The 22,093-nt window shown below is 74.3% G+C and carries 14 protein-coding genes; 5 read left to right on the top strand and 9 right to left on the bottom strand.

The features are described 5' to 3' along the window. Window positions 1-4,417 (bottom strand): amino acid adenylation domain-containing protein (locus ABD879_RS15800; RefSeq protein WP_345022125.1); only part of this gene is annotated, 4,417 nt, incomplete at its 3' end. A 90-nt stretch (window positions 4,418-4,507) separates the two neighbouring features. Further along, window positions 4,508-5,548 carry an iron-siderophore ABC transporter substrate-binding protein gene (locus ABD879_RS15805; protein ID WP_345022127.1) on the bottom strand — a complete coding sequence of 347 codons (1,041 nt, stop codon included), beginning with the start codon at window positions 5,546-5,548 and terminating at the stop codon, window positions 4,508-4,510. A gap of 196 nt (window positions 5,549-5,744) precedes the next feature. Between ABD879_RS15805 and ABD879_RS15810 the strand changes: the two genes are divergently transcribed. From ABD879_RS15810 to ABD879_RS15820, 3 genes are read left to right on the top strand one after another with little or no spacing between them, the layout of a single operon-like run. Further along, window positions 5,745-6,752 carry a FecCD family ABC transporter permease gene (locus ABD879_RS15810; protein ID WP_345022129.1) on the top strand — a complete coding sequence of 336 codons (1,008 nt, stop codon included), beginning with the start codon at window positions 5,745-5,747 and terminating at the stop codon, window positions 6,750-6,752. Between the two features lie 8 nt (window positions 6,753-6,760). Further along, window positions 6,761-7,828, top strand: a complete 1,068-nt coding sequence (locus tag ABD879_RS15815; protein WP_345022131.1) for a FecCD family ABC transporter permease — start codon at window positions 6,761-6,763, stop codon at window positions 7,826-7,828. Window positions 7,829-7,831: 3 nt separating this feature from the next. Next, window positions 7,832-8,791: an ABC transporter ATP-binding protein gene (locus tag ABD879_RS15820; protein WP_378268760.1), complete on the top strand. Its 960-nt coding sequence runs from the start codon at window positions 7,832-7,834 to the stop codon at window positions 8,789-8,791. 72 nt (window positions 8,792-8,863) lie between these two features. Here ABD879_RS15820 and ABD879_RS15825 read toward each other — a convergent pair whose 3' ends face one another. Next, window positions 8,864-10,180, bottom strand: coding sequence for a lysine N(6)-hydroxylase/L-ornithine N(5)-oxygenase family protein (locus ABD879_RS15825; RefSeq protein ID WP_345022133.1), 1,317 nt, complete (start codon window positions 10,178-10,180; stop codon window positions 8,864-8,866). 113 nt (window positions 10,181-10,293) lie between these two features. Between ABD879_RS15825 and ABD879_RS15830 the strand changes: the two genes are divergently transcribed. Together ABD879_RS15830 and ABD879_RS15835 are read left to right on the top strand one after the other, a co-directional pair. Then, entirely contained in the window at window positions 10,294-11,241 is a 948-nt protein-coding gene (locus tag ABD879_RS15830; RefSeq protein ID WP_345022135.1) for a methionyl-tRNA formyltransferase, read from the top strand. Continuing rightward, window positions 11,238-12,494, top strand: a complete 1,257-nt coding sequence (locus ABD879_RS15835; protein ID WP_345022137.1) for an ArgE/DapE family deacylase — start codon at window positions 11,238-11,240, stop codon at window positions 12,492-12,494. Before ABD879_RS15830 ends, ABD879_RS15835 begins: the two co-directional genes overlap by 4 nt. A gap of 10 nt (window positions 12,495-12,504) precedes the next feature. Here the strand turns inward: ABD879_RS15835 and ABD879_RS15840 are convergent, their stop codons facing one another. The 6 genes from ABD879_RS15840 to ABD879_RS15865 form a co-directional block, all read right to left on the bottom strand. Then, window positions 12,505-14,418, bottom strand: coding sequence for a glycogen debranching N-terminal domain-containing protein (locus tag ABD879_RS15840; RefSeq protein WP_345022139.1), 1,914 nt, complete (start codon window positions 14,416-14,418; stop codon window positions 12,505-12,507). A 16-nt stretch (window positions 14,419-14,434) separates the two neighbouring features. Then, window positions 14,435-17,020, bottom strand: coding sequence for a glucosidase family protein (locus ABD879_RS15845; RefSeq protein WP_345022141.1), 2,586 nt, complete (start codon window positions 17,018-17,020; stop codon window positions 14,435-14,437). Window positions 17,021-17,165: 145 nt separating this feature from the next. Then, a complete protein-coding gene (locus tag ABD879_RS15850; RefSeq protein ID WP_345022143.1) occupies window positions 17,166-18,803 on the bottom strand; it encodes a glycoside hydrolase family 13 protein in 1,638 nt (545 codons plus the stop codon). Window positions 18,804-18,847: 44 nt separating this feature from the next. Beyond that, window positions 18,848-19,708 carry a carbohydrate ABC transporter permease gene (locus tag ABD879_RS15855; protein WP_345022145.1) on the bottom strand — a complete coding sequence of 287 codons (861 nt, stop codon included), beginning with the start codon at window positions 19,706-19,708 and terminating at the stop codon, window positions 18,848-18,850. Beyond that, window positions 19,705-20,733, bottom strand: a complete 1,029-nt coding sequence (locus ABD879_RS15860) for a carbohydrate ABC transporter permease (protein ID WP_345022147.1) — start codon at window positions 20,731-20,733, stop codon at window positions 19,705-19,707. The genes ABD879_RS15855 and ABD879_RS15860 overlap by 4 nt, the downstream gene beginning before the upstream one ends. A gap of 55 nt (window positions 20,734-20,788) precedes the next feature. Further along, window positions 20,789-22,072: an ABC transporter substrate-binding protein gene (locus tag ABD879_RS15865; protein WP_345022149.1), complete on the bottom strand. Its 1,284-nt coding sequence runs from the start codon at window positions 22,070-22,072 to the stop codon at window positions 20,789-20,791. Window positions 22,073-22,093: the final 21 nt, after the last annotated feature.

Genomic DNA, 22,093 nt, shown 5'->3' on the forward strand with positions numbered 1-22,093 from the left:
GCTCGCCGGCCGCGGGCGGTTCGATCCGGGCGACGGGCCGGGCGGGGTCGGCGGCCACGGCCCGCAGCAGCGCCGTCAGCCGGTCGGCGAGGCGGTCGGCGGCGGCGCCGTCGAGCACGGCGGTGTCGTGGTCGACGCGCAGCGCGAGCCTGCGGCCGGGCACCACGACGAGCGCGAGCGGGTACTGCTCGACGTTGGCGAACTCGACGCCGGTGACGGCGACGGTGCCCGAGGGGTCGCGCAGGTCGGGCTCCTCGGGGTAGTTCTCCAGGACGACCAGGGTGTCGAACAGCTCCCCGGTGCCGGCGAGCCGCTGGATGCGGGCCAGCCCGAGGTGCTGGTGGTCGAGCAGGGCCGACTGCTCGTCCTGGAAGCGGGCCAGCGCCGCGGCGGCGGGCTCCCCGGGCCGCCACCGCATCCGCACCGGCAGCGTGTTGACGAACATGCCGACCATCGACTCGATGCCCGCCACGTCCGCGCCGCGCCCGGACACCGCCGTGCCGAACACCACGTCGGTGCGGCCGGTCATCCGGCCGAGCAGCAGCCCCCACGCGCCCTGCACGAGGGTGCCGAGGGTGAGCCCGTGCCGCCGGGCGCACGCGGCCAGGTCGGCGGTGGCCTGCTCGGGCAGCTCGACGCGGACGTCGGCCCGGCGCCGGCTCGGGTCGGGGTCCGCGCCGGCCGCGTCCGGCGGGGCGGGCAGGGCGGCGGCCAGGCGGGTCGGCCCGTCCAGGTCGTCGAGCGCCAGGCGCCAGGCCGCCAGCGCCGCCTCCCGGTCGCGGCGGGCCAGCCAGGCGAGGTAGTCGCGGTACGGGGTGACCGCCGGCGGCGCGTCCGCCGCGCCGTAGAAGTGGAGCAGGTCGCGGAGCATGATCTGCACCGACCAGCCGTCCGCGACGATGTGGTGGAACATCAGCACCAGCGTGTGGTGCTCGGGGCCGTGCCGCAGGAGCGTGCAGCGCAGCAGCGGCGGGCGTTCCAGGTCGAAGCCGCGGGTCCGCTCCTCGGCCGCCACGGCGGCGGCCCGCGCGGCGCGCTCGCCGGCGTCCAGGCCGCTCAGGTCGATCTCGCGCCACGGCAGGGCGGCGGGCTCGCGGGGGACGAACTGCACCATCCGGCCGTCGCCGAGCCGGGCGAACCCGGCGCGCAGCGGGGTGTGGCGGTCGAGCACGGCCTGCGCCGCCCGGCGCAGCGCCGCCGCGTCCAGGGCGCCGCGCAGCTCGATGAGGTGCTGGACCACGTAGACGTTGCCGGACGAGCCGTCGACGAGCGCGTGGAAGAAGAACCCCTCCTGCAGCGGGGTGAGGGGCAGCACCTCGTCGATCTCCCCGGCCAGGCGGGTGAGCCGGTCGGCGTCCTCGGTGTCGAGCACGACCAGCGGTTCGGCGGCGGTGTCGGGCCCGGCGGCCGGTTCGCCCGCCGGGGCGGCGGCGGAGGCGGCCGCGGCGAGCGCGGCGACGGTGCGGTGCCGGAAGACGTCCCCGGCCGACAGCGCCAGCCCCGCCGCGCGGGCGCGGATCAGCACCTGGACGGCCAGGATGCTGTCACCGCCCAGCTCGATGAAGTCGTCGTCGACACCGACGTCGTCGACACCGAGGACCTCGGCGTAGACACCGCGCAGCAGTTCCTCCCGCGCGTCGGCGGCCGGGCGGGCGGCGGCGGTGCGGCGGGCGGAGGCGAGGGCGGTGTAGTCGGGGGCGGGCAGGGCCGCCCGGTCGAGCTTGCCGCTGGGCAGGACCGGCAGCTCGGCGAGCGGGACGAACGCCGCGGGCACCATGTGGGCGGGCAGCTTCTCGCTCAGATAGGAGCGCAGCGTGTGCATGAGCGCGCCCACGTCGCGGAAGCCCGAGGGCGTGTTGGCGTACTCCGCGGGCGCGGCGAGGTCGCCGGCGGGCCGGTAGATCTCGCCGGGGTCCACTCCGGTGTCGGCGAACACCGCGTCGACGGCGCCGTCGGTGCGGCCGCTCGCCCAGGTGGCGTCCACCGTGTAGCCGAACTCCTCGCCGAGGGCCCACAGCGTCTCCGGGTCGACGCCTTCGGGGGCCGGATCGCCGGGCCACAGCGTCCGCAGCGCGTTCAGGTCGTCGGTCAGGCGGGCGTTGGGGACGCCGCACAGCCGCAGCAGCGGCGGCCGGGCGGCCAGCCGGTCGCGCAGGGCGGCCAGGTCGGGGACGTCCGCGCCCCAGCGCAGGGTCAGGGCGGGCGGCTGCTGCCCGTGCCGGGGGCGGGTGCCGAGGACGACGTCGTAGCGGTAGCGGCTCAGCTCGTTGTGGTGCCGGGCGCGCTTGATGCGCACGTCGACGCGGTGCACGCCGTCGACCGTGCGCGCCAGCGCGGCGAAGAAGTCGGGGTCGAGCAGCAGCTCGCCCTCCCAGTGCACCGCCTGCTCGACGGCCGCGCGCAGGCGCGGCACGGCGGACGGCTCGACGTGCCCGCCGCGCCGGGCCACCTCCACGGCGGCGCGCAGGCACCGCAGCGTCCGCAGGTCGCGCACGTCGCCGACGAACACGCTGCCGCCGGGGGCCAGCAGCTCCACCGCCGACCGCAGCACCCGGACGAGGTAGTCGGCGCTGGGGAAGTACTGCACCACCGAGTTGACGACGATCGTGTCGAAGTGCCCGCGGGGCAGGCCGCCGGTGTCGTGGGCGGGCTGGGCGCGCAGCTCGACCCGCCCGGCCAGGGCGGGGTCGGCGGCGGCCCGGCGGCGCAGGACCGCCACGGCCTCCTCCGACAGGTCGGTGCCCCAGTACGACTCGCAGTGCGGTGCGACGGCCGACAGGATCAGGCCGCTGCCGACGCCGATCTCCAGGACCCGGCGCGGCCGCAGGGCCAGGACGCGTTCGACGGTCGCGTCCCGCCACTCGCGCATCTCCTCCAGCGGGATCGGCTCGCCGTCGTAGGTGCTGTTCCACCCGGCGAAGCCGTCGGCGAGGCCGCCGTCGCCGGAGCCGACGGCGGTGTAGAGCAGCTCGTGCACCCGCTTGACCTCGTCGAGCCGGTCGCGTTCGCGGCGTTCGTCGCGGCGCGCCCGCGGCCCGGCGGCGGGGACGACGTAGGCGACCAGGCGCCGGTCGCCCGGCCGGTCCTCGCGCACGGCGACCGCGGTCTGCGCCACCGAGGGGTGCCCGCCGAGCACGGCCTCGATCTCGCCGGGCTCGACGCGGAAGCCGCGGATCTTCACCTGGTCGTCGGCGCGGCCCACGAACTCCAGCAGGCCGTCCTCGGGGCGCCGCCGCACCAGGTCGCCGGTGCGGTAGAGGCGTTCGCCAGGCGCGCCGAACGGGTCGGCGACGAACCGTTCGGCGGTCAGGCCGGGGCGGCCGAGGTAGCCGCGGGCCAGGCCGGGGCCGCCCAGGTACAGCTCCCCCGTGACGCCCGGGGGGACGGGGCGCAGCGCGGCGTCCAGCACGTGGGCGCGCGTGCCGGGGTCGGCGACTCCGATCGGCACCGTCGAGCCGGGCGGGGGGTCGTCGGGGCATTCGCCGAGCGTGGAGTTGACGGTGGCCTCGGTCGGGCCGTAGGCGTTGAACATCCGCCGCCCCGGCGACCAGCGCGCCACCAGTTCCGCCGGCACCCGTTCGGTGCCGGCCAGCAGCGTGGAGTCGAGCGGGAGGGTGCAGTCCTGCGGCATCGCGGCCAGCAGCGCCGGCGGGAGGATCATGAAGTCGACGCCGTGCGCGTGGGCGTACTGCGACAGCTCCGGGCCGGGCACCCGCCGCTCGGCGGGGACGATCACCAGCCGTCCACCTGACAGCAGCCCCAGGCACAGGTCCCAGAACGCGACGTCGAAGCTGGGCGAGGCGAACTGCAGGACCCGGCTGTGCGGGCCGACGCCGAGCCGTTGGGTCTGGGTGGCGACGAGCTTGCCGACCCCCGTGTGCGTCACCACGACGCCCTTGGGGCGGCCCGTGGACCCGGAGGTGTAGATGACGTAGGCGGCGTTGCGCACGTCGAGCGCGACATCGGGGTCGGTGCCGGGGCGGGCGGCGAGGTCGGCGGCGGTGGCCGGGTCGTCCAGCAGCAGCCGCGACGTGCCCGCGGCGTCCGGGACGGCCCGCGCCAGCGCGCGGGTGGTGACCAGGCAGACGGGCCCGGCGTCGGCCAGCATGAACGCCAGCCGTTCGGCGGGGTAGTCGGGGTCGAGCGGCAGGTAGGCGCCGCCCGCCTTGAGCACCGCCAGCTCGGCGATGATCATCTCCGGGGAGCGGGGCAGCGCCAGCGCCACGACCCGCTCCGGCCCGACGCCGCGTTCGACCAGCGCGTGCGCCAGCCGGTTCGCCCGGGCGTCCACCTCGGCGTAGGTGAGTTCCTCGTCCTCGAAGACCAGCGCCACCGCGTCCGGGGCCTGCCGGACGCGTTCGGAGAACATCTCCGGCAGCGTCGCCGACGGCACCGAGGCGTCGTTTTCCCGATTCACCAGCACACCTCCGACACGGCCCTCTCCCCTGCTCACCGCTGCGACCGGGCCGGCGCCGCGCACCGACCCGGTCGATCCGTGCTTTGCATGTCAGCGGGTGTCGTTCAGCAACGGCACCATCTGGTCGATCGCGTACGGAATGCTCAGCACGGTGTTGAAGGAGACCGCGGCGCCGGTCGGGTTGTAGGGGACGAACACCGCGCGGTTCTCCTTGGCGACCTTCAGCCCGGTGTAGACCTTGTCGGCCTCGACGGTCTCGCGGGCGTCGGGCACCGAGGTGAGGAAGACCAGCCGGTCGGTGTCGAGCAGGTCGGCCCGCTCGGACCCGATCACGGCCGCCTGCTCCTTGCCGGCCGCCTTGGCGATGGCGTCGGGCACGACCATGCCGAGGCCCTTCATGAACTCGACCTTGGCGTCGCCGGGCCCGAACACCGCGTACTGGCCGGGCTTGAACGGGTCGGCGACGGCGAACGTCTTGCCGACCAGCTGCGGGTTCTGCTGCCGGGCCTGGGCGAACCGCTGGTCGACGGCGGCGATCAGCTTCCTGGCCTCCGCCTCCTTGCCGAGGGCGCGCCCGGTGACCAGGGTCGACTCCTTCCACGGCATGGCGTAGTCGTCGTACTGGGCCGACTGCGCGACGGTCGGTGCGATCTTGGAGAGCTGGTCGTACTGCTCCTTCTTGATGCCGGTGTAGAGGGCGAGGATCAGGTCGGGGCGCAGCGCCGCGATCTTCTCCATCTTCAGTTCCTCGCGCTGCCCGACGACGGTCGGCGCGGTGCCGCCCCACCGGTCGGCGCTCCACGGGTACTTGTCGACGCTGAGGCCGAGTCCGGTGAACTCGACGACGCCGACGGGCTTGACGCCCAGCGCCAGCACCGCGTCCTGGTCGGTCCAGCCGACGGTCACCACGCGCTTCGGCGAGGCGGGCACCTCGGTGGTGCCGTACTTGTGCTGGATCCGGACAGGGGCGCCCTGACCGGAGGCGGACGCGCCGCCGCCGTCGGAGTCGTCGCCGCAGGCGGCCAGCCCGAGCGTCGCCAGCAGTACGGCCGCCAGCGCCAGCGCGAGTCTCCTGGCGGACGACGGGCCCGCGGTCCGGGGCGGGGTGGAGGACAGCGATGTGGGGGACATCGACTCCCTTTCGAATTCGGTTGAGCGCGACTGCCGGGCGTGAGGGAACCGCGGGGATGAAGCTCGGCGTCGGCGCGATACTAAGGTAAGCCTTACCTAATCACAAGCCCTTTCGGAGCCTGTAAGGTATGGCTCACCTAAGCACCGACGTGCTCGGGTACCGACGTGGCCATACCCCCGGACAGGTTGTGATCGCGTGAGGGTTGTTGACCGGGCCGGACGGTCCGCGCTGGTGGTGGCGGCGCTCGGCCTGCTCGGCCTGCTGTGCCTGCTGTCGATCGCGGTGGGCAGCCGGCAGATCCCTCTCGACGAGGTGGTGCGGGCGCTCACCGGGCCGCACGACACCGAGGTCGGCACCATCGTGTGGGACGTGCGGATGCCGCGCACCCTGCTCGGGGTGCTGGCCGGTGCCGCGCTGGGTCTCGGCGGGGCGGTCATGCAGGCCCTGACCCGCAACCCGCTGGCCGACCCGGGGCTGCTCGGCGTCAGCGGGGGCGCCGCGTTCGCCCTGATGCTCGCGGTCGGGGTGGCCGGCATGACGTCGCTGTACGGGTACGTGTGGTTCGCGTTCGCCGGGGCGGTCGCCGCCGGCGCCGTGGTGTACCTGCTGGGCGGGCTCGGCCGCGGCGGGCGGACGCCGGTGAAGCTGGCGCTGGCCGGCATCGCCGTCACGTTCCTGCTGGAGTCGATCACCCGCGGCGTGTCGCTGGTCGACCCGCAGGTGCTCAACCGCTACCGGTTCTGGTCCGCCGGGTCGCTGGCCGGGCAGAACACCGCGCTGATCACCCAGGTGCTGCCGTTCTTGGCGGTCGGCGCGGTGCTGGCGCTGAGCCTGGCGCCCGCGTTGAACAACCTCGCGCTCGGCGACGACGTGGCCGCCTCGCTAGGCCGGCGGCTGCGGCTGGTCCGCGTGCAGGGCGCGGCCGCGGTGACGCTGCTGACCGGCGCCGCCGTCGCGGTCGCGGGCCCGATCGTGTTCGTCGGGCTGGTCGTCCCGCACGCGGTGCGCGCCGTCAGCGGGCCGGACCACCGCTGGCTGCTGCCGCTGACCGCGCTGGTCGCGCCCTGCCTGCTGCTGGCCGCCGACATCGCCGGGCGGGTCGTGGCCCGCCCGCAGGAGGTCGACGTCGGCGTGCTCGCCGCGTTCCTCGGCGCGCCGTTCTTCATCGCGCTGGTCCGCCGTCGCCGCCTCGCCGAACTGTGAGGGCGCCCATGAGCCTGATCGAAGTGAACCGGCTGGCGGGGCGCACCACCGTGCGGCTGGCCTGGCCGCCGGTGTCGTGCATCCTGCGGCTGCGCCTGCTGGCGACGTGCGCGGCGCTGGCCGCCGCCGCGTTCCTCGTGCTGTGCCTGGGCCTCGGCTCGGGCGACTATCCGCTCGGCCTGCACGAGGTGGTGCCGGCGCTGTTCGGGGCGGGCGACGGCGGCACCGTCCTGGTCGTCCGCGAGCTGCGGCTGCCGCGGGCGCTGATCGGCCTGCTGGCGGGCGCCGCGTTCGGCATGTCCGGGGCGATCCTGCAGACGCTCACCCGCAACCCGCTGGCCGGCCCCGACGTCATCGGCATCACCCAGGGCGCGGGCACCGCCGTGGTCGCCGGCGTCGTGCTCGGCCTCGGCTCCGGCCTCGGCACCCAGACGCTCGGGCTGGCCGGGGCGCTGCTGACCGCCCTGCTCGTCTACGTGCTCGCCTGGAACCGCGGCACGACCGGCTACCGCATCGTGCTCGTCGGCATCGGGGTGAACTGGATGTGCGCCAGCGCCACCCAGTACCTGATCGTCAGGGCCAGGGAGTTCGAGGCGCAGCAGGCGGTGGGCTGGCTCGTCGGCGACCTCAACGGCCGCGGCTGGGACAGCGTGCGCCCGCTCGCCGTCGCGCTGACCGTGCTGGTGCCGGCCGCGCTGCTGCTCGGCCGGTGGCTGCGCGCCCTGCAGCTCGGCGACCAGGTGGCGGGCGGGCTGGGCGTGCCGGTGCAGCGGGCGCGGCTGGCGCTGCTGTGCACGGCCGGCGGCCTGGTCGCGTTCGCCGCCGCCGCGGCCGGGCCGGTGTCGTTCATCGCGCTGGCCGCGCCGCAGATCGCGCTGCGGCTGGCGGGCACGCCCCGGCCGCCGCTGACCGCCGCCGCGCTCACCGGGGCGCTGGTCGTCCTCGGCTGCGACCTGGTCGCCCAGCGCGCGTTCGCCGACTTCGAGCTGCCGGTCGGCGTCGTCACCGGCGTGTTCGGCGCGCCGTTCCTGCTCTGGCTGCTCGCCCGGGCCAACCGCATCGGCTCTGGAGGATGAACCGTGACATCGCCGTCCGTCCGCACCCCCGGTTCCGCCGGCGCCGCCGGACCCGAGCCGGACCTGCGCGCCAGCGGGCTCCGGCTGGCCTACGACGACCGCGTGGTGGTCGACGGCCTGGACCTGGTCGTCCCGCCGGGGCGGATCACCGTCATCATCGGCGCCAACGCGTGCGGGAAGTCGACGCTGCTGCGCGCGCTGGCCCGGCTGCTGACGCCGCGCGGCGGCGCCGTGCACCTGGACGGCCGCGCCATCCACACCATGCCGACCCGGCAGGTCGCGCGGCGGCTGGGCATCCTGCCGCAGTCGCCGGTCGCGCCGGAGGGGCTGACGGTGCTGGACCTGGTCGGCCAGGGCCGCGCCCCGCACCAGACCTGGTGGCGGCAGTGGTCGTCCGCCGACGAGGAGGCGGTCACCGCGGCGCTGCGCGCGACCGGGATGCTGGAGCACGCGGCGCGGTCGGTGGACGAGCTGTCGGGCGGGCAGCGGCAGCGCGCCTGGATCGCCATGGCGGTGGCGCAGGGCACCCCCGTGCTGCTGCTGGACGAGCCGACCACCTACCTGGACCTGGCCCACCAGGTGGACGTGCTCGACCTGGTGGTCGATCTGAACCGGCGCGAGGGGCGCACGGTGGTGATGGTGCTGCACGATCTGAACCAGGCGTGCCGGTACGCCGACCACGTGGTCGTGATGAAGGCGGGCGCGATCGTCGCCGAGGGGCCGCCCGCCGAGGTGGTCGACGCCGCGCTGGTCGAGGACGTGTTCGGGCTGCGCTGCCAGGTCGCCACCGACCCGGTCAGCGGGACTCCCTGGATCATTCCGATGGGCCGCCACCACAGCGCCCCCGCGGAGGGCGGTCCCCTGTCCGGGAACGGGGCCGGGGACGGGGCCGGGGACGGAGACGCAAGCAGCAACGGGGACGGGGCGCGGGCCGCGTCCGGCCACGGCCGCACGGCGTCCTGACCGTCCGGCCGGCGCCGGCCGCGCGCCCCGCCCGGGCGCGGCCCCCGGGTACGTCGCCCCGGTAGGGGGCGGTCAGTTGTGCACGGCGTAGGAGCCGCGGTGCTGGGCGCCGAGCCGCTCCGCCACCGAGTCGGCGATCTCCCCGGCCCGGATGGCGGTGTTGGACAGCAGGGTCGAGCCGATCCCGTGCGTGTGCTCGGTGGCGCCCTGCAGGTACAGGCCGCAGCGCATCGCGGAGGTGGTGGCGATGCGGTAGTCGCGTTCCACGCGCAGACCGCCCTCGGGGCGCCGCACGCAGTACTCGCCCGCCTCGCCCAGCAGTGTCAGCGGGTCGCAGGGCCGGTATCCGGTCGCGTAGACCAGCGCGTCGGCCTCCAGGACGGTGCGCTCGCCGGTCGGCAGGAACTCGACCGCGACGCGCACCGCCGACGCGTCGCTCTCCACGTCGGTCACGCGGGAGGCGTTCATGATGCGCAGCCGCTCCCTGCCCTGCACCTTCTCCTGGTAGTGCCGCCGGTACAGCTCGTCGATGAGCTCCAGGTCGACGACGGAGTAGTTGGTGGAGCGGTGGTAGTCCATCAGCGTCCGCTTCACCTCCTCGGGGGCGGTGAAGAAGTGGTCGACGGCCCCGGGGTCGAAGATGCGGTTGGCGAACGAGCTGTCGTCGGCGGGCGTGAAGCCGTACTTGGCGAACACCGTGCACACCTCGGCGTCGGTGAACGTGCGGTGCAGGTAGTCGGTGACCTCGGCACCGCTCTGCCCGGCGCCGACCACCACCAGGCGGCGCGGGTCGCGCAGGCCGGACACGCGGTCGAGCAGTTCCTCGCTGTGCCAGATCCGCTCGCCGGTGACGGCGCCGTCGGGCAGCACCGGCTCCAGTCCGGCGGCGACGACCAGGTTGCGGGCGCGCCGTGTGGTCAGCTCGTCGGAGCAGCCGCCCTGCCGCACCACCACATCCAGGTACTCCACGGCGCCGTCGACGACGACGGGGGTGACGGCGACGACCTCCGAGCCGTACTCGACCTGGTCGGCGAAGGCCGCCGCGGCCCATTCCAGGTAGTCGTGGAACTCCGCGCGGGAGGGGAACAGCGTCTTGTGGTTGATGAAGTCGGCCAGCCGGCCGCGCTCGCGCAGGTAGCTGAGGAAGCCGAAGCCGCTGGCCGGGTTGCGCATGGTGACCAGGTCCTTCAGGAAGGACACCTGCATGGTCGCGCCCTCGATGAGCATGCCGCGATGCCAGCCGAACGCCGGTTGCTTGTCCAGGAACACCGCGTCGACCGCCTGCCCGGTGCGCTCGTGCCGCTCGCGCAGCGCGATCGCCAGGGCCAGGTTGGACGGGCCGAAGCCGATGCCGACGAGATCGTGGACGTGCGCGTCCGAGGGGGGCATGAAAGGGCACCTTTCCAAGATCCGACAGATGGATTTGCGGGGGGTGATTAGGTTAGCCTCACCTAATTGAGGCGAGCCTAACCTTCCCTGAACCCTCGGCACAAGGAGGCCACATGCGGGTCGTGATGTTCGGTTACCAGACGTGGGGGCACCGCACGCTCCAGGCGCTGCTGGAATCCGAGCACGACGTCGTCCTCGTCGTCACCCACCCCAAGAGCGACCACGCCTACGAGAAGATCTGGGACGACTCCGTCGCCGACCTGGCCGCCGAGCACGGCGTCCCGGTGCTGCTGCGCAACCGGCCCGACGACGAGGAGCTCATGACCCGGCTCAAGGAGGCCGACCCCGACCTGATCGTCGCCAACAACTGGCGCACCTGGATCCCGCCGCGGATCTTCACCCTGCCGCGGCACGGCACCCTCAACATCCACGACTCGCTGCTGCCCGCCTACGCGGGCTTCTCCCCCATCATCTGGGCGCTCATCAACGGCGAGAAGGAGGTGGGGGTCACCGCGCACATGATGAACGAGGAGCTGGACGCCGGCGACATCGTGGTGCAGCGCGCCGTCCCGGTCGGCCCCACCGACACCGCCACCGACCTGTTCCACCGCACCGTCGACCTGATCGGCCCCATCGTCGCCGAGGCGCTCGACCTCATCGCCTCCGGGCGCACCGACTTCACCCCGCAGGACCGCTCGAAGGCCAGCTTCTTCCACAAGCGCTCCATCGAGGACAGCCGCATCGACTGGACCTGGCCCGCCGAGGACATCGAACGGCTCGTCCGCGCGCAGTCCGACCCGTACCCCAACGCGTTCACCTACTACAAGGGCGAGCGGGTGCGCGTGCTGAAGGCGTCGGTGTCCAAGGGCGTCTACGGCGGCACCCCCGGGCGGGTGTTCATCCGCGAGGGCGACGGCGTGGTCATCGTCGCGGGGGCGGAGGCGCGGCGCGGCCGCAGCCACGGCCTGGTCATCGAGCGGGTCCGCACCGACGACGGCACCGAGCTGCCCGCCGCCGAGTACTTCCGCACCATGGGCGGCTACCTCACCGCGCAGCCGTGACCGGCGTCGTCGAGGCGCTGCGCGGCCAGACCGGCGCCATGGCCGAGCTGCTGGCCGAGCTCGTGCGGATCCCCAGCGTCGGCGGATCGGCCGCCGAGGTGGAGATCCAGGAGTTCCTGGCCGGGTGGATGCGCGACGAGGGCCTGGAGGTGGACCACTGGCCGATCGACGTCGCCGCGGTCACCGCCGAGGACGCCTTCCCCGGCGCCGAGGTGCCGCGCACCCGGGCGTCCGGGCTGGTCGGCCTCCTGCCCGGCACCGGCGGCGGACGCTCGCTGATGCTCAACGCCCATGTCGACGTCGTCCCGCCCGGCGATCCCGGCGCCTGGACCGAGGACCCGTTCGGCGGCCGCGTCGCCGACGGCCTGCTGTACGGGCGCGGCGCCTGCGACATGAAGGGCGGGCTGGTCGCCGCGCTGTTCGCGGTGCGGGCGCTGCGCCGCGCCCGGCCGCGCGGCGACGTGCTCGTCGCGTGCGTGGCCGGCGAGGAGGACGGCGGCCTCGGCTCCTACGCCCTGCTGCGCCGCGGCTGGCGCGCCGACGCGTGCGTCATCCCCGCGCCGACCGGGCTGGACGTGGTGCCCGCCAACGCCGGCGCGCTGACGTTCCGGCTGCGCGTGCGGGGCCGCGCCGCGCACGCCGCCCGCCGCGGCACCGGGGTCAGCGCGGTGGAGCGGTTCTGGCCGGTCTTCGCCGCGCTGCGCGACCTGGAGCGGCGCCGCAACGCCGACGTCGATCCGCTGATGCGGCGCTGGGACCTGCCCTACGCCATCGAGATCGGAACGGTGCGCGCGGGCGACTGGCCGTCCACCGTGCCCGGCGACCTGGTGGCCGAGGGCCGGATGGGCGTCGCCCTCGGCGAATCCGAACGGGCGGCCAGGCAGGCGCTGGAGGAGGCGGTCGCGGACGCCTGCGCCGCCGACGACTGGCTGTCGCAGCACCCGGTGCGGGTCGAGTGGTGGGGCGGCCGGTTCGCCTCCGCGCGCCTGCCCGCCGACGACGGCGGGCTGCTGGAGCGCCTGGGCGCCGCGCACACCCGCGCGGCGGGCGGCACCCCGCAGGTGTGGGGCGCCCCCTACGGCAGCGACCTGCGGCTGATCACCGGGCTCGGCGGCATCCCGGCCGTGCAGTACGGGCCCGGTGACGTGGCCCGCATGCACGGCCCGGACGAATGCGTGTCCCTGGCCGAGGTCGCCGTCGCCGCGCAGACGCTGGCGGCCTTCGCGCTCGACCACTGCGGGGCGGCCGGGTAGCCGCGCCGCCTCAGGTCTCCGTGCGGATCCAGGTCGTCATGCCGGACGGGAGGCCGGTGACGGAGGCGCGGCCGTCACCGGCCACCCGGACCGACAGCACGGCCCCGCCCACGCGGATGTTGTCGGCCGCCAGTTCCCCGAACCCGGGCACGGGCGCCAGCGCGACGCGTCCGGCCGGGACGTCGACGTCCAGGCCGAGCAGCGCCGTGACCAGCGCCGGGGACACTGCGGCCGCCCACGCCTGCGGGCTGCACGCCGTCGGGTACGGCACCGGCGGCGCGCTGGAGTCCTGCCCGCCGAACAGCTCGGGCAGCCGGTGGCCGAACGCGGGGGCGGCGCCGATCAGGCCGCGCGCCAGCCGCGCCGCGACCTCGGGATGCCCGGAGCGCACCAGGCCGAGGATCGCGATGGCGGTGTCGTGCGGCCACACCGACCCCAGGTGGTAGGACAGCGGGTCGAACCCGGCGGCGGCCGGGGTCAGCGTCCGCAGCCCCCAGCCGGAGTCCAGCTCGGGCAGCCGCGCCGCGACCTCGGCCTCCTCGGCGGCGGTGAGCAGGCCGGTGCCGAGCAGGTGGCCGAGGTTGGAGGCCACGCCGTCGACGGGGCGGCCCTCGCCGTCCAGCGCGATCGCCGGGTAGCCGCCCGCACCGTCGTCCACCCAGAACCGGGCGCGAAACCGTTCGGCCAGGTCGGCGGCCCAGCGGCGCCACCGGTCCGCGCCGGGCCGGCCGAAGGCATCCAGCAGGTCGGCGCCGAGCACGGCGGCCTGGTAGGAGTAGGCCTGCACCTCCGACAGCGCGACCGGCGGCCGGGCCGGCCGCCCGTCGGCGTGCTGGATGCCGTCGCCGGAGTCCTTCCACCCCTGGTTGGTCAGCCGGTCGGCCGACCCCGTGTAGGAGACGAACCCGCCGTCGAACGTGCCGAGCCATTCCAGCGCGCGTTCCGCGGCGGGCAGCAGGGCGGCGACCTCGTCGTCGGGCATGCCCCAGCGGCGGGCCTCGGCGAGCGTGACCACGAACAGGGGCGTCGCGTCGACCGAGCCGTAGTAGACCGGCGGCAGCCAGGTGGTGGCGTCGGCGGGACGCAGCTCGTGCGGGATCTTGCCGGGCGCCTCCTCGGTGACCGGGTCGCGGCGCACGCCCTGGTGGCGGGCCAGCACGCGCAGCGTCCCGGCGGCCAGCTCGTACCCGAGCGGGAGCGCCAGCCGCGCCGTCCACAGCGCGTCGCGACCGAACAGGGTCAGGTACCAGGGGCTTCCGGCGGCGCAGTAGATGTCGCCGCCGTGGGCCAGCAGCAGCGCGCCCAGGTCGGCGACGCCCTGGGCGACGAGCCGGTCGAGCCGCTCGTCGCCCGACCGGACGGTCAGCGGCGCGTCCGCCCACGGCGCCGGGCCGGGCGGCGGCGCCGGGCGGAACCCGGGCGTGTCGGGGGGCGTGGCGCGGACGGTGACCGCGGTGGTGAACGACTCCCCCGGCGCCAGCGTCACGTCGGCGCTCGTGCGGCCGTCCAGGCGGACCCGGTGGCCGTCCGGCCCGGCCCACTCGGTGCCGTCCTCCAGCGGCCTCTCCGGCAGGCCGGGGTCGCCGCCGGAGCGCACGGCGCTGATGGACGCCAGGTCCCCGGTGTTGCGCAGGGTGATCCGTTCCGTGCCGCCGTCGGGGGCGGCGACACGGACCCGCTCGACGGACAGCGCCCCGGCGGACGCGGTGAACCGGGCGCCGTTCGCGCCGTGCGGCCTCGCCTCGACCGGCTCGGGCTCGCGTCCGTTCACGGTCACCACGAGACGCGACAGCACGCGGCGCTCGGCGACGTACAGGCCGTCGACGCCGCCGGCGACCTGACCGCTCGGCGGCGACAGCCAGATCGCGGGGGCCGCCACGCAGGTGATGTGCTCATGGACGGCGGGCTGGGCGGACTGGGGCAAGGGGACCTCCTGTCGGTCAGCGGAGGGTGATCACAAGGGTGGCGGTGCCGCGCCGCGCTCCGGCGTCGACGACGACCTCGTCGCCGCGCGCGGTGCGGCGCACGGTGGCGTCGACGCGGCGGCCGTCGAGGGTGACGGAGGCGACCTTCGCCCCGGCGGGCAGCACGTGGCCGATCCGCAGGGCGGCGCCGCCGAGCCGCGCCGCGCTCACCACGGTGCGCAGCGTCCGGCCGCGGGACTCGGCGGTGACGTCGACCGAGCCGGAGCCGACCCGGATGGACCGCCCCGAGATGCGGGACTGGCCCGGCGGGATCTGCGGGACGACCTCCAGCCGCGCCCGCCCCATGTCGGGGTCGACGCCGAGCTGCTGCCGCACGACCGGCCACAGCGTCCCGTACGCGCCCCACGCCTGCAGCACCATGGAGCGTTCGGTGAGCTTGCGGTCGATGTTGGCCGGGCTGAAGTCGGGGCTGGCCGCGATCTCCGGCATGGCGCCCGGCATCTCCCACAGGTCCGGGTCGAGCTGGATGCGGGCGTTGGCGTCGGTGTAGCGGCGCTGCTGGGCGAGCCGCCCGTAGTTGCCCTCGGCGGTGGCCATGATGCCGTTGCCGAGCGAGTAGACGACGCGTTCGCTCTGCACGCTGGAGACCGCGCTGTCGCAGGACGGCCCCTTGTTGCCGCCGTCCGCCGAGGTCGGGCCCGTGCCGGTGTGGTACAGGCCGTTGTCGCCGGTGTAGCAGGGCTCCTCGCGCTTGGCCAGGGCGGTGCGGGCGCGTTCGTCGTCGGCGAGCGGCCGGGTGACCTGGCCGGGGCGGACGAGCTGGGCGTCCATGGGCGTCACGCCGATCCAGTGCCGCTGGAACAGCTTGGCGTTGTCGTTGGCCGGGTCGTCCGGGTCGTCGATGGAGTCGGCGTACTGGCCGGTGTCGCCGCCCTTCCACCAGGTCTTGTCGAACCGCTTCTCCATGCGGGCGGCGCGTTCGCCGGCCCACCGCGCGGTCGCGGTGTCGTTCTTGGCGCGGGCCATGTCGGCCAGGTCGCGCAGGCCGCGGATGGTGTAGACGGCGTTGTCGAGCTTCTCGACGCCCATGCCGCTGCGCTCGACGTTGCCGAGCCCCTCCGGCCAGCCGTCGCCGTCCTCGTCCAGCTTCTCCACGACGTACCGCATGTTGCGGACGGTGAAGTCGTACAGGTCGTCCAGGAAGCGGCGGTCTCCCGTCCACCGCCAGACCAGTGCCACGGCGCTGGGGAACTTGGCGGTCTCGTCGGTGTTGCCCGCGTCGTCGTCGGCACCGAAGTACACCGACCCGTCGGACACCACCTCGTGCACCACCTTGCCGCTGCGGTCGTTGGCGATCTCGCTGGTGTCGCGCAGCGCGCGCAGGTGCGCCTTGATGTCGTCGAACTGCCCGGCGGCGACGGACGCGAACGCGGTGTACTCGCCGTCGGTGCCGAACAGCCAGGGGTAGTCGGGCCATCCGGCGCCCAGCCAGCGGGCCGCCGGGACCGTCCCCTTGGCCGCCGGGTACTGCCTGCCCTCGCGGGTGACGCGGACGCGCAGGTTCCGCGCCTCCTGCACGGAGTCGGCCAGGTTCTGCTTGCTCCACTCGACGCTGCGCTGCAGCAGCCGGTCGCCGGGCAGGTCGACGACGGTGTTGGCGGCGACGGCGCGGCGGGCGGCCTTCTTGCGGGCCAGCAGCCCGGCGGGGTCGCGCAGCGCCGACTTCAGCGCCGCGCGGGCCTCGCCGTCGCCGCGGTCGGATCCGGCGACGGCCAACCAGACGGTGACGCCGCGTCCGGCGGGCACCCGCACGTCGTAGGTCAGCCGCCCGCCGGTGCCCTTGCCGAACTCCGAGTCGTCGCACCGGTCCGGCGCGGTGCCGGTGGCGGGGCAGACGACGGCCGGGGCCTGCGGGCCGCGGTACCCGGAGCCGAGCCGGTGCGCGGCGGGGCTGCGGTCGGCGGCGACGAGCGCGGCGAAGTCGTGCTCGGACGCGTTGGGCACCTGCGGCCTGCCGCGTTCGCGGAAGACGAGTGCGCCGTCCTCGTAGGCGCCGGTGTCCGGCAGGTTGTAGGCGCTCTGGTTCGGGGTGGTGCCGCCCCACGGGTAGGCGGTCATCAGCTCGGAGTGGGCGTCGACGTCGAGCCGGACGGTGCGGCTCTTGTCGGCGCGGAAGGTCAGGCCGATCAGGCCGGCGCGCAGGCCGTCGGGCACCACGTCGGTGCGTTCGACGCGCACCCCGCCGGTCGCGGCGTAGCGGGTGCGGGTGTAGCCGTACCCGACGGTGTGGCTCTCCGCGCGCGCCTGCTCGCCGAGCCAGGCGCCGTCCACGCCGAACCACACGCCGTCGAGCAGCTTGATGGGCGGTGTCCAGAACCCGCCCATCTCTCCGGTGATGTGCCATCCGGACGCCGGGTAGAGCCCGTCGGCGGTGGACATGGCGTAGAACCGGTCGCCGATGACGACGGAGCGCCGGTCCGCCAGCCGGGTCGTCGTGGTCAGTTCCTCCCCGGGCGCCCGTTCCCGCGCCTGGGCGGACGGCACGGCGACCGTCCCGGCGGCCACAACGGCTGCGGCCGCGAGGGCGGTGCCGCGTCGCATCCCGCGTCTGATGTCGCGTCTGGTGTCGCCTGTCAAGGTCGGTGTCTCCCCTCGCTCGACCCCCGATGTGCCGAATCGGTCCGGCTCCCGGACCGGTGGACGGGGCGCGGAGCCCGGGGCGGCCGGGCCCCGCGCCGGATGCGTGTCAGGACGTGGCGAGCCAGACGGCGGTGTCGGCGGGCAGCCGTCCGCCGTCCAGGTCGCCGCTGGCCAGCAGGACCTCGGCGCCGGCGGGCAGCTCGTACGGCTCGCCGGACACGTTCACCACGCAGGTGAAGCCGGGGTCGCGGGAGAAGCTGAGGACGCCGTCGGGGGTGTCGTTCCACCGCATCGCGCCGTCGCCCAGCGCCGGGTTCTCGCGCCGCAGCCGCAGCGCCGACCGGTACAGCTCCAGCATCGAGGCGGGGTCGCCGGACTGCCGTTCGACCGAGAGGGTCTTCCACAGCTCCGGCTGCGGCAGCCACGGCTCGGCGTCCTCGGCGGTGCTGAACCCGTACGGCGGCGCGTCCCCCGACCACGGGATGGGGACGCGGCAGCCGTCGCGGCCCCGGTTGGTGTGCCCGGACCGCTCCCACACCGGGTCCTGGAGGCGCTCCTCGGGGATGTCCTCCACCTCGGGCAGCCCCAGCTCCTCGCCCTGGTAGATGTACGCGCCGCCGGGCAGCGCCAGCATGAGCAGGGCCGCCGCCCTCGCGCGCCTGGTGCCCTGCTCCAGGTCCAGGGGCTCGCTCACGTCGTGGCGCGGCCCCCGGCCCTCGGTGTGCGGCCTGCCGTACCGGGTGACGTGCCGCACCACGTCGTGGTTGGACAGCACCCAGGTGGCGGGGGCGCCGACCTCGCCGAGCGTGCCGAGGGTCGTGTCGACGACGTCGCGCAGCCGCGCCGCGTCCCACGGGGCCCGCAGGAAGTCGAAGTTGAACGCGGTGTGCAGCTCGTCGGGACGCAGGTAGCGGGCCAGGCGCTGCGCGTTGGCCACCCACGCCTCGGCGACGAAGACGCGCTGCCCGGGGTAGCGGTCGGAGACCCGGCGCCACGCCCGGTAGATCTCGTGGACGCCGTCGCGGTCCCAGTGCGGGTGGTCGACGCGGTCGGTGGGCTCCAGCACGTCCTCGCCGTCGGGGCCCAGGTCGGGCAGGCCGGGCGCCTTGATCAGGCCGTGGGCGACGTCGATGCGGAACCCGTCCACGCCCAGGTCCAGCCAGAACCCGAGCACGCGCTCGAAGTCGGCGCGCACCCGGGGGTTCTCCCAGTTCAGGTCGGGCTGCTCGGGCGCGAACAGGTGCAGGTACCACTGGCCGTCCGGCACGCGCGTCCACGCCGGGCCGCCGAAGGTGCTGCGCCAGTCGTTGGGCGGCAGCTCCCCGTTCTCGCCGCGGCCGTCGCGGAAGACGTACCGGTCGCGGGCGGGCGAGCCCGGCCCGGCCGCCAGCGCCTCCTGGAACCAGGCGTGCCGGTCGGAGGAGTGGTTGGGCACCACGTCGACGATCACCCGGATGCCGTGGCCGTGCGCCTCGCGGATCAGCTCCTCGGCGTCGGCCAGGGTGCCGAACAGCGGGTCGATGTCGGTGTAGTCGGCCACGTCGTAGCCCGCGTCCACCATCGGCGAGGTGTACCACGGCGTGATCCAGATGGCGTCCACGCCCAGGTCCCGCAGGTACGGCAGCCGCGAGCGGATGCCCGCGATGTCGCCCACGCCGTCGCCGTTCCCGTCGGCGAAGCTGCGGATGTAGACCTGGTAGATCACCGCGCTGCGCCACCAGGGCGCGTTGTCCGTGTGCTGCACGACGTCCTTTCGGTTGGGGAGGGGGGCCGGGCCGCCCGGGGCCGTCACTTGACGCCCCCGGCGGTCAGGCCCGCGATGATGCGCCGCTGGAAGATCAGCACCACGATCACCAGCGGCACGGTGACGATCACCCCGGCCGCCATCTGGGTGCCGAACGGCTGGTCGAACCCGTACGCGCCGGTGAACTTGGAGATCGCCACGGTGGCGGTCTGCATCTCCTTCTTGTTCACCATCGACAGGGCGATGATGAACTCGTTCCAGGCCGCGATGAACGTGATGATCGCCGTGGTGAACACCCCGGGCGCGGCCAGCGGGATGATGATGCGCCGGAACGCCTGCCCGCGGGTGCAGCCGTCCACCATCGCCGCCTGCTCCAGCTCGAACGGCAGCTGGCGGAAGAACGTGGTCAGGTTCCACACCGCCAGCGGCAGCGCGAACGACAGGCTCGGCAGGACCATCGCCTGGTAGGTGTTGATCCAGCCGATGTCGGTGAACAGCTTCAGCAGCGGGACGATCAGCGAGATGCCGGGGAACATCGAGGTGGTGATCACCATCCCCAGCACCAGGTTCTTGCCGCGGAAGGTCAGCCGGGCCAGGGCGTAGGAGGCGAACGTGCCGACCAGCAGGGTCAGCAGCGTGGTCGTGCCCGCCACGACCAGGCTGTTGACCAGCGCCCGCTGGAACCCCACGTCCGGCTCGAACACCGCGCGGAAGTTCTCCAGCGACCACGGCGACGGCAGCGGCGCGTTGTCGAACTGGTCCTGCGGGCGCCGGAACGCCGACACGATCATCCAGTAGAACGGCGCCAGGCAGTACACCACCACGGCCGCCACGCCGGCGAACCGCAGCACGGTCGACGCCGGGAGGCGGCGCCGCGCGGGCGCCCCGGCCGACGGTGCGCTCATGAGGTCACCCCTTTGCGGAACGGCAGGCGCAGGCGGACGCGGCGGTCGCCCGCGGCGCGCGCCTGGCGCATCTCGCCGATCACGTCGGCGCCCAGCAGCTTGACGAAGGCGTAGGCGACGACGGCGACGTAGACGAACAGGATGGTGGAGTAGGCCGCGGCGGCGCCGTAGCGCAGGTTCGACGCCTCGTCGTAGGCCAGCATCGACAGCGTCTGCACCGACTCCTTCTGCGCGCCGATCAGCACGAACGGCAGGTCGAACATGCGCAGCACGTCCAGCAGCCGGAACAGCACGGCGACCAGCAGCACCGGCTTGACCAGCGGCAGGGTGATCCGCCAGAACTGGTGCCAGGCGCCCGCCCCGTCCACCCGCGCGGCCTCGTGCACGTCGCGCGGGATCATCTGCAGCCCGGCCAGCACCAGCAGCCCGACGAACGGGGCGGTCTTCCAGGTGTCGGCGATGATCACGGCGAACTTGGCCTGGATGCCCTCGGTGGTCCACAGCACCTCGCGGCCGATCATCGCGTTGGCGACGCCGTCGGCCTGGAACACCCAGCGCCACAGCAGCGCCGACACGGCGGTCGGGATCGCCCACGGCACCAGGACGCTGGCCCGCACCAGCGCCCGGCCGCGGAACGCCCAGTGCATGATCAGCGCCATGCACATCCCGAGGACGGTCTCGATGGCGACGGTGGTGACGGTGAAGAACGAGGTGTTCCACAGCGCGCCCCAGAACACCGAGGCGCTCGGACCGGTGAAGATGTCGAGGTAGTTCGACAGGCCGACGAACTGGTCGCCCTGCACGACGAACCCGTCGGCGTCCAGGCCCTGCCCGCGCCGGTACAGCGACTCGCGCAGCGCCGCCAGGATCGGGTAGCCGACGACCAGTGCGAGCACGATGAACGTCGGGGACAGCAGGACCGCGGCCAGCCGGCCGGAGCGCTGCACGTCGCCCCGGCGCCGGGCGGGCTTGGCGGCGGTACCGCCGGAGGGCGGCCGCTCGGGTGCGGCGGTGATGGTGGTCATGGAAGCCTCCCTGGATCCCCCGCCGGGACGCGGGCGTCCCGGCGGGGAGTCGCCGCTACTGCTGGGTCAGCTTTCCGAGCTGGTCCTGCATGTCGGCCAGCGCCTGGTCGGTGGACTTGTCGCCGGTGAGGGCGGCGTAGGCGTTCTCCTGGATCGCCTTGGTGACGTCGCCGTAGCGCACCGCCTCGGGCCGAGGCCTGGCCTTGAGCAGGGACTCCTTGAGCACGTCGAGGTAGGGGTACTTCTTCTTCAGCTCGGCGTCCTCGTAGAGGGAGGCGAGGGTGGGCGCCTCGGAGGTGGCGAGCATGTTCGCGCGCTCCTGCTCGGCGCCGGTGAGGTACTTGATGAAGTCGAGGGCGGTCGCCTTGTTCTTGGCGAACGCGGAGACGGCCAGGTTGTGGCCGCCGAGCGTGGGCGCGCCGGGGCCGTTCGGGCCGGGCAGCGGCGCCACGTCGAACTTGTCCTTGACGTCGGACTTGGTGGACAGGGCGTACTGGTAGGGCCACTGGCGCAGGAACACCAGGCTGCCCTTCTCGAAGGCGCGGCGCGCCTCCTCCTCCTTGTAGGTGATGGCCTGCTTGGGGATGAAGCCGCTCTTGAAGCCCTGCACCAGGAACTCCAGGCCCTGCTTGGCCTGCGGGGTGTTGACGGCGGGCTTGCCCTGGTCGTCGACGACGGCGCCGCCGGCGCTGTGCACGGCCTCGGAGAAGTTGACGGTGAGGCCCTCGTACTTCTCGAACTGGCCGCCGTAGCAGGAGACGCCGTCCTTGGCGACCTTGTCGCAGATCTGCTTCATCTCGTCCCAGGTCTTGGGCGGCTCGGACGCTCCGGCCTTCTTCAGCAGGTCGGTGCGGTAGTAGAGCAGCCCGGCGTCGGTCTTCCACGGCGCGGCGTACAGGCGGCCGCGGTACTGGCCGGTGCGGACGGTGGGCTGCAGGAACTTCGACAGGTCGAACTGGTCCTGGGGCAGCGGCGTGATCCAGCGGTTGGCCGCGAACTCGGCGGTCCACACCACGTCGAGGTTGAGCACGGTGTAGGCGTCGGACTTGGCCTGGGCGTTCTGCACCATCTGCTGGCGCTGGGCGTCGGCGTCCTCGGGCAGCTCGACCAGCCGCACCTGCTCGTTCGGGTGCTGGGCGTTCCAGGCGTCGATCTGCCGCTGGACGTTGCCGGAGGTGTCCTTGCCCTGCACCAGGGTGATCGGGCCGCGTCCGGTGAGTTCGCCGGACGCCGCGTCCGAGCCGGAGCCGGAGTCGCCGCCGCCGCAGGCCGCGGTCAGCGCCGCCACGGTGCCCGCCGCGATCATGCAGCGGATGGTCGTCCTCAGAGGGGTTGCCACGATCGTTCCCTTCTCTCGGGG

It is taken from the genome of Actinomadura keratinilytica, from assembly GCF_039539665.1.
In the GTDB taxonomy this organism is placed as follows: Bacteria; Actinomycetota; Actinomycetes; order Streptosporangiales; family Streptosporangiaceae; genus Spirillospora; species Spirillospora keratinilytica.

What these genes read in the sequence shown, in the direction of transcription:
- ABD879_RS15845 (WP_345022141.1), bottom strand. Translation starts at nt 17,020, where the DNA reads ATGCGACGCGGCACCGCCCTCGCGGCCGCAGCCGTTGTGGCCGCCGGG.
- ABD879_RS15855 (WP_345022145.1), bottom strand. Translation starts at nt 19,708, where the DNA reads ATGAGCGCACCGTCGGCCGGGGCGCCCGCGCGGCGCCGCCTCCCGGCG.
- ABD879_RS15815 (WP_345022131.1), top strand. Translation starts at nt 6,761, where the DNA reads ATGAGCCTGATCGAAGTGAACCGGCTGGCGGGGCGCACCACCGTGCGG.
- ABD879_RS15805 (WP_345022127.1), bottom strand. Translation starts at nt 5,548, where the DNA reads ATGTCCCCCACATCGCTGTCCTCCACCCCGCCCCGGACCGCGGGCCCG.
- ABD879_RS15860 (WP_345022147.1), bottom strand. Translation starts at nt 20,733, where the DNA reads ATGACCACCATCACCGCCGCACCCGAGCGGCCGCCCTCCGGCGGTACC.
- ABD879_RS15825 (WP_345022133.1), bottom strand. Translation starts at nt 10,180, where the DNA reads ATGCCCCCCTCGGACGCGCACGTCCACGATCTCGTCGGCATCGGCTTC.
- ABD879_RS15830 (WP_345022135.1), top strand. Translation starts at nt 10,294, where the DNA reads ATGCGGGTCGTGATGTTCGGTTACCAGACGTGGGGGCACCGCACGCTC.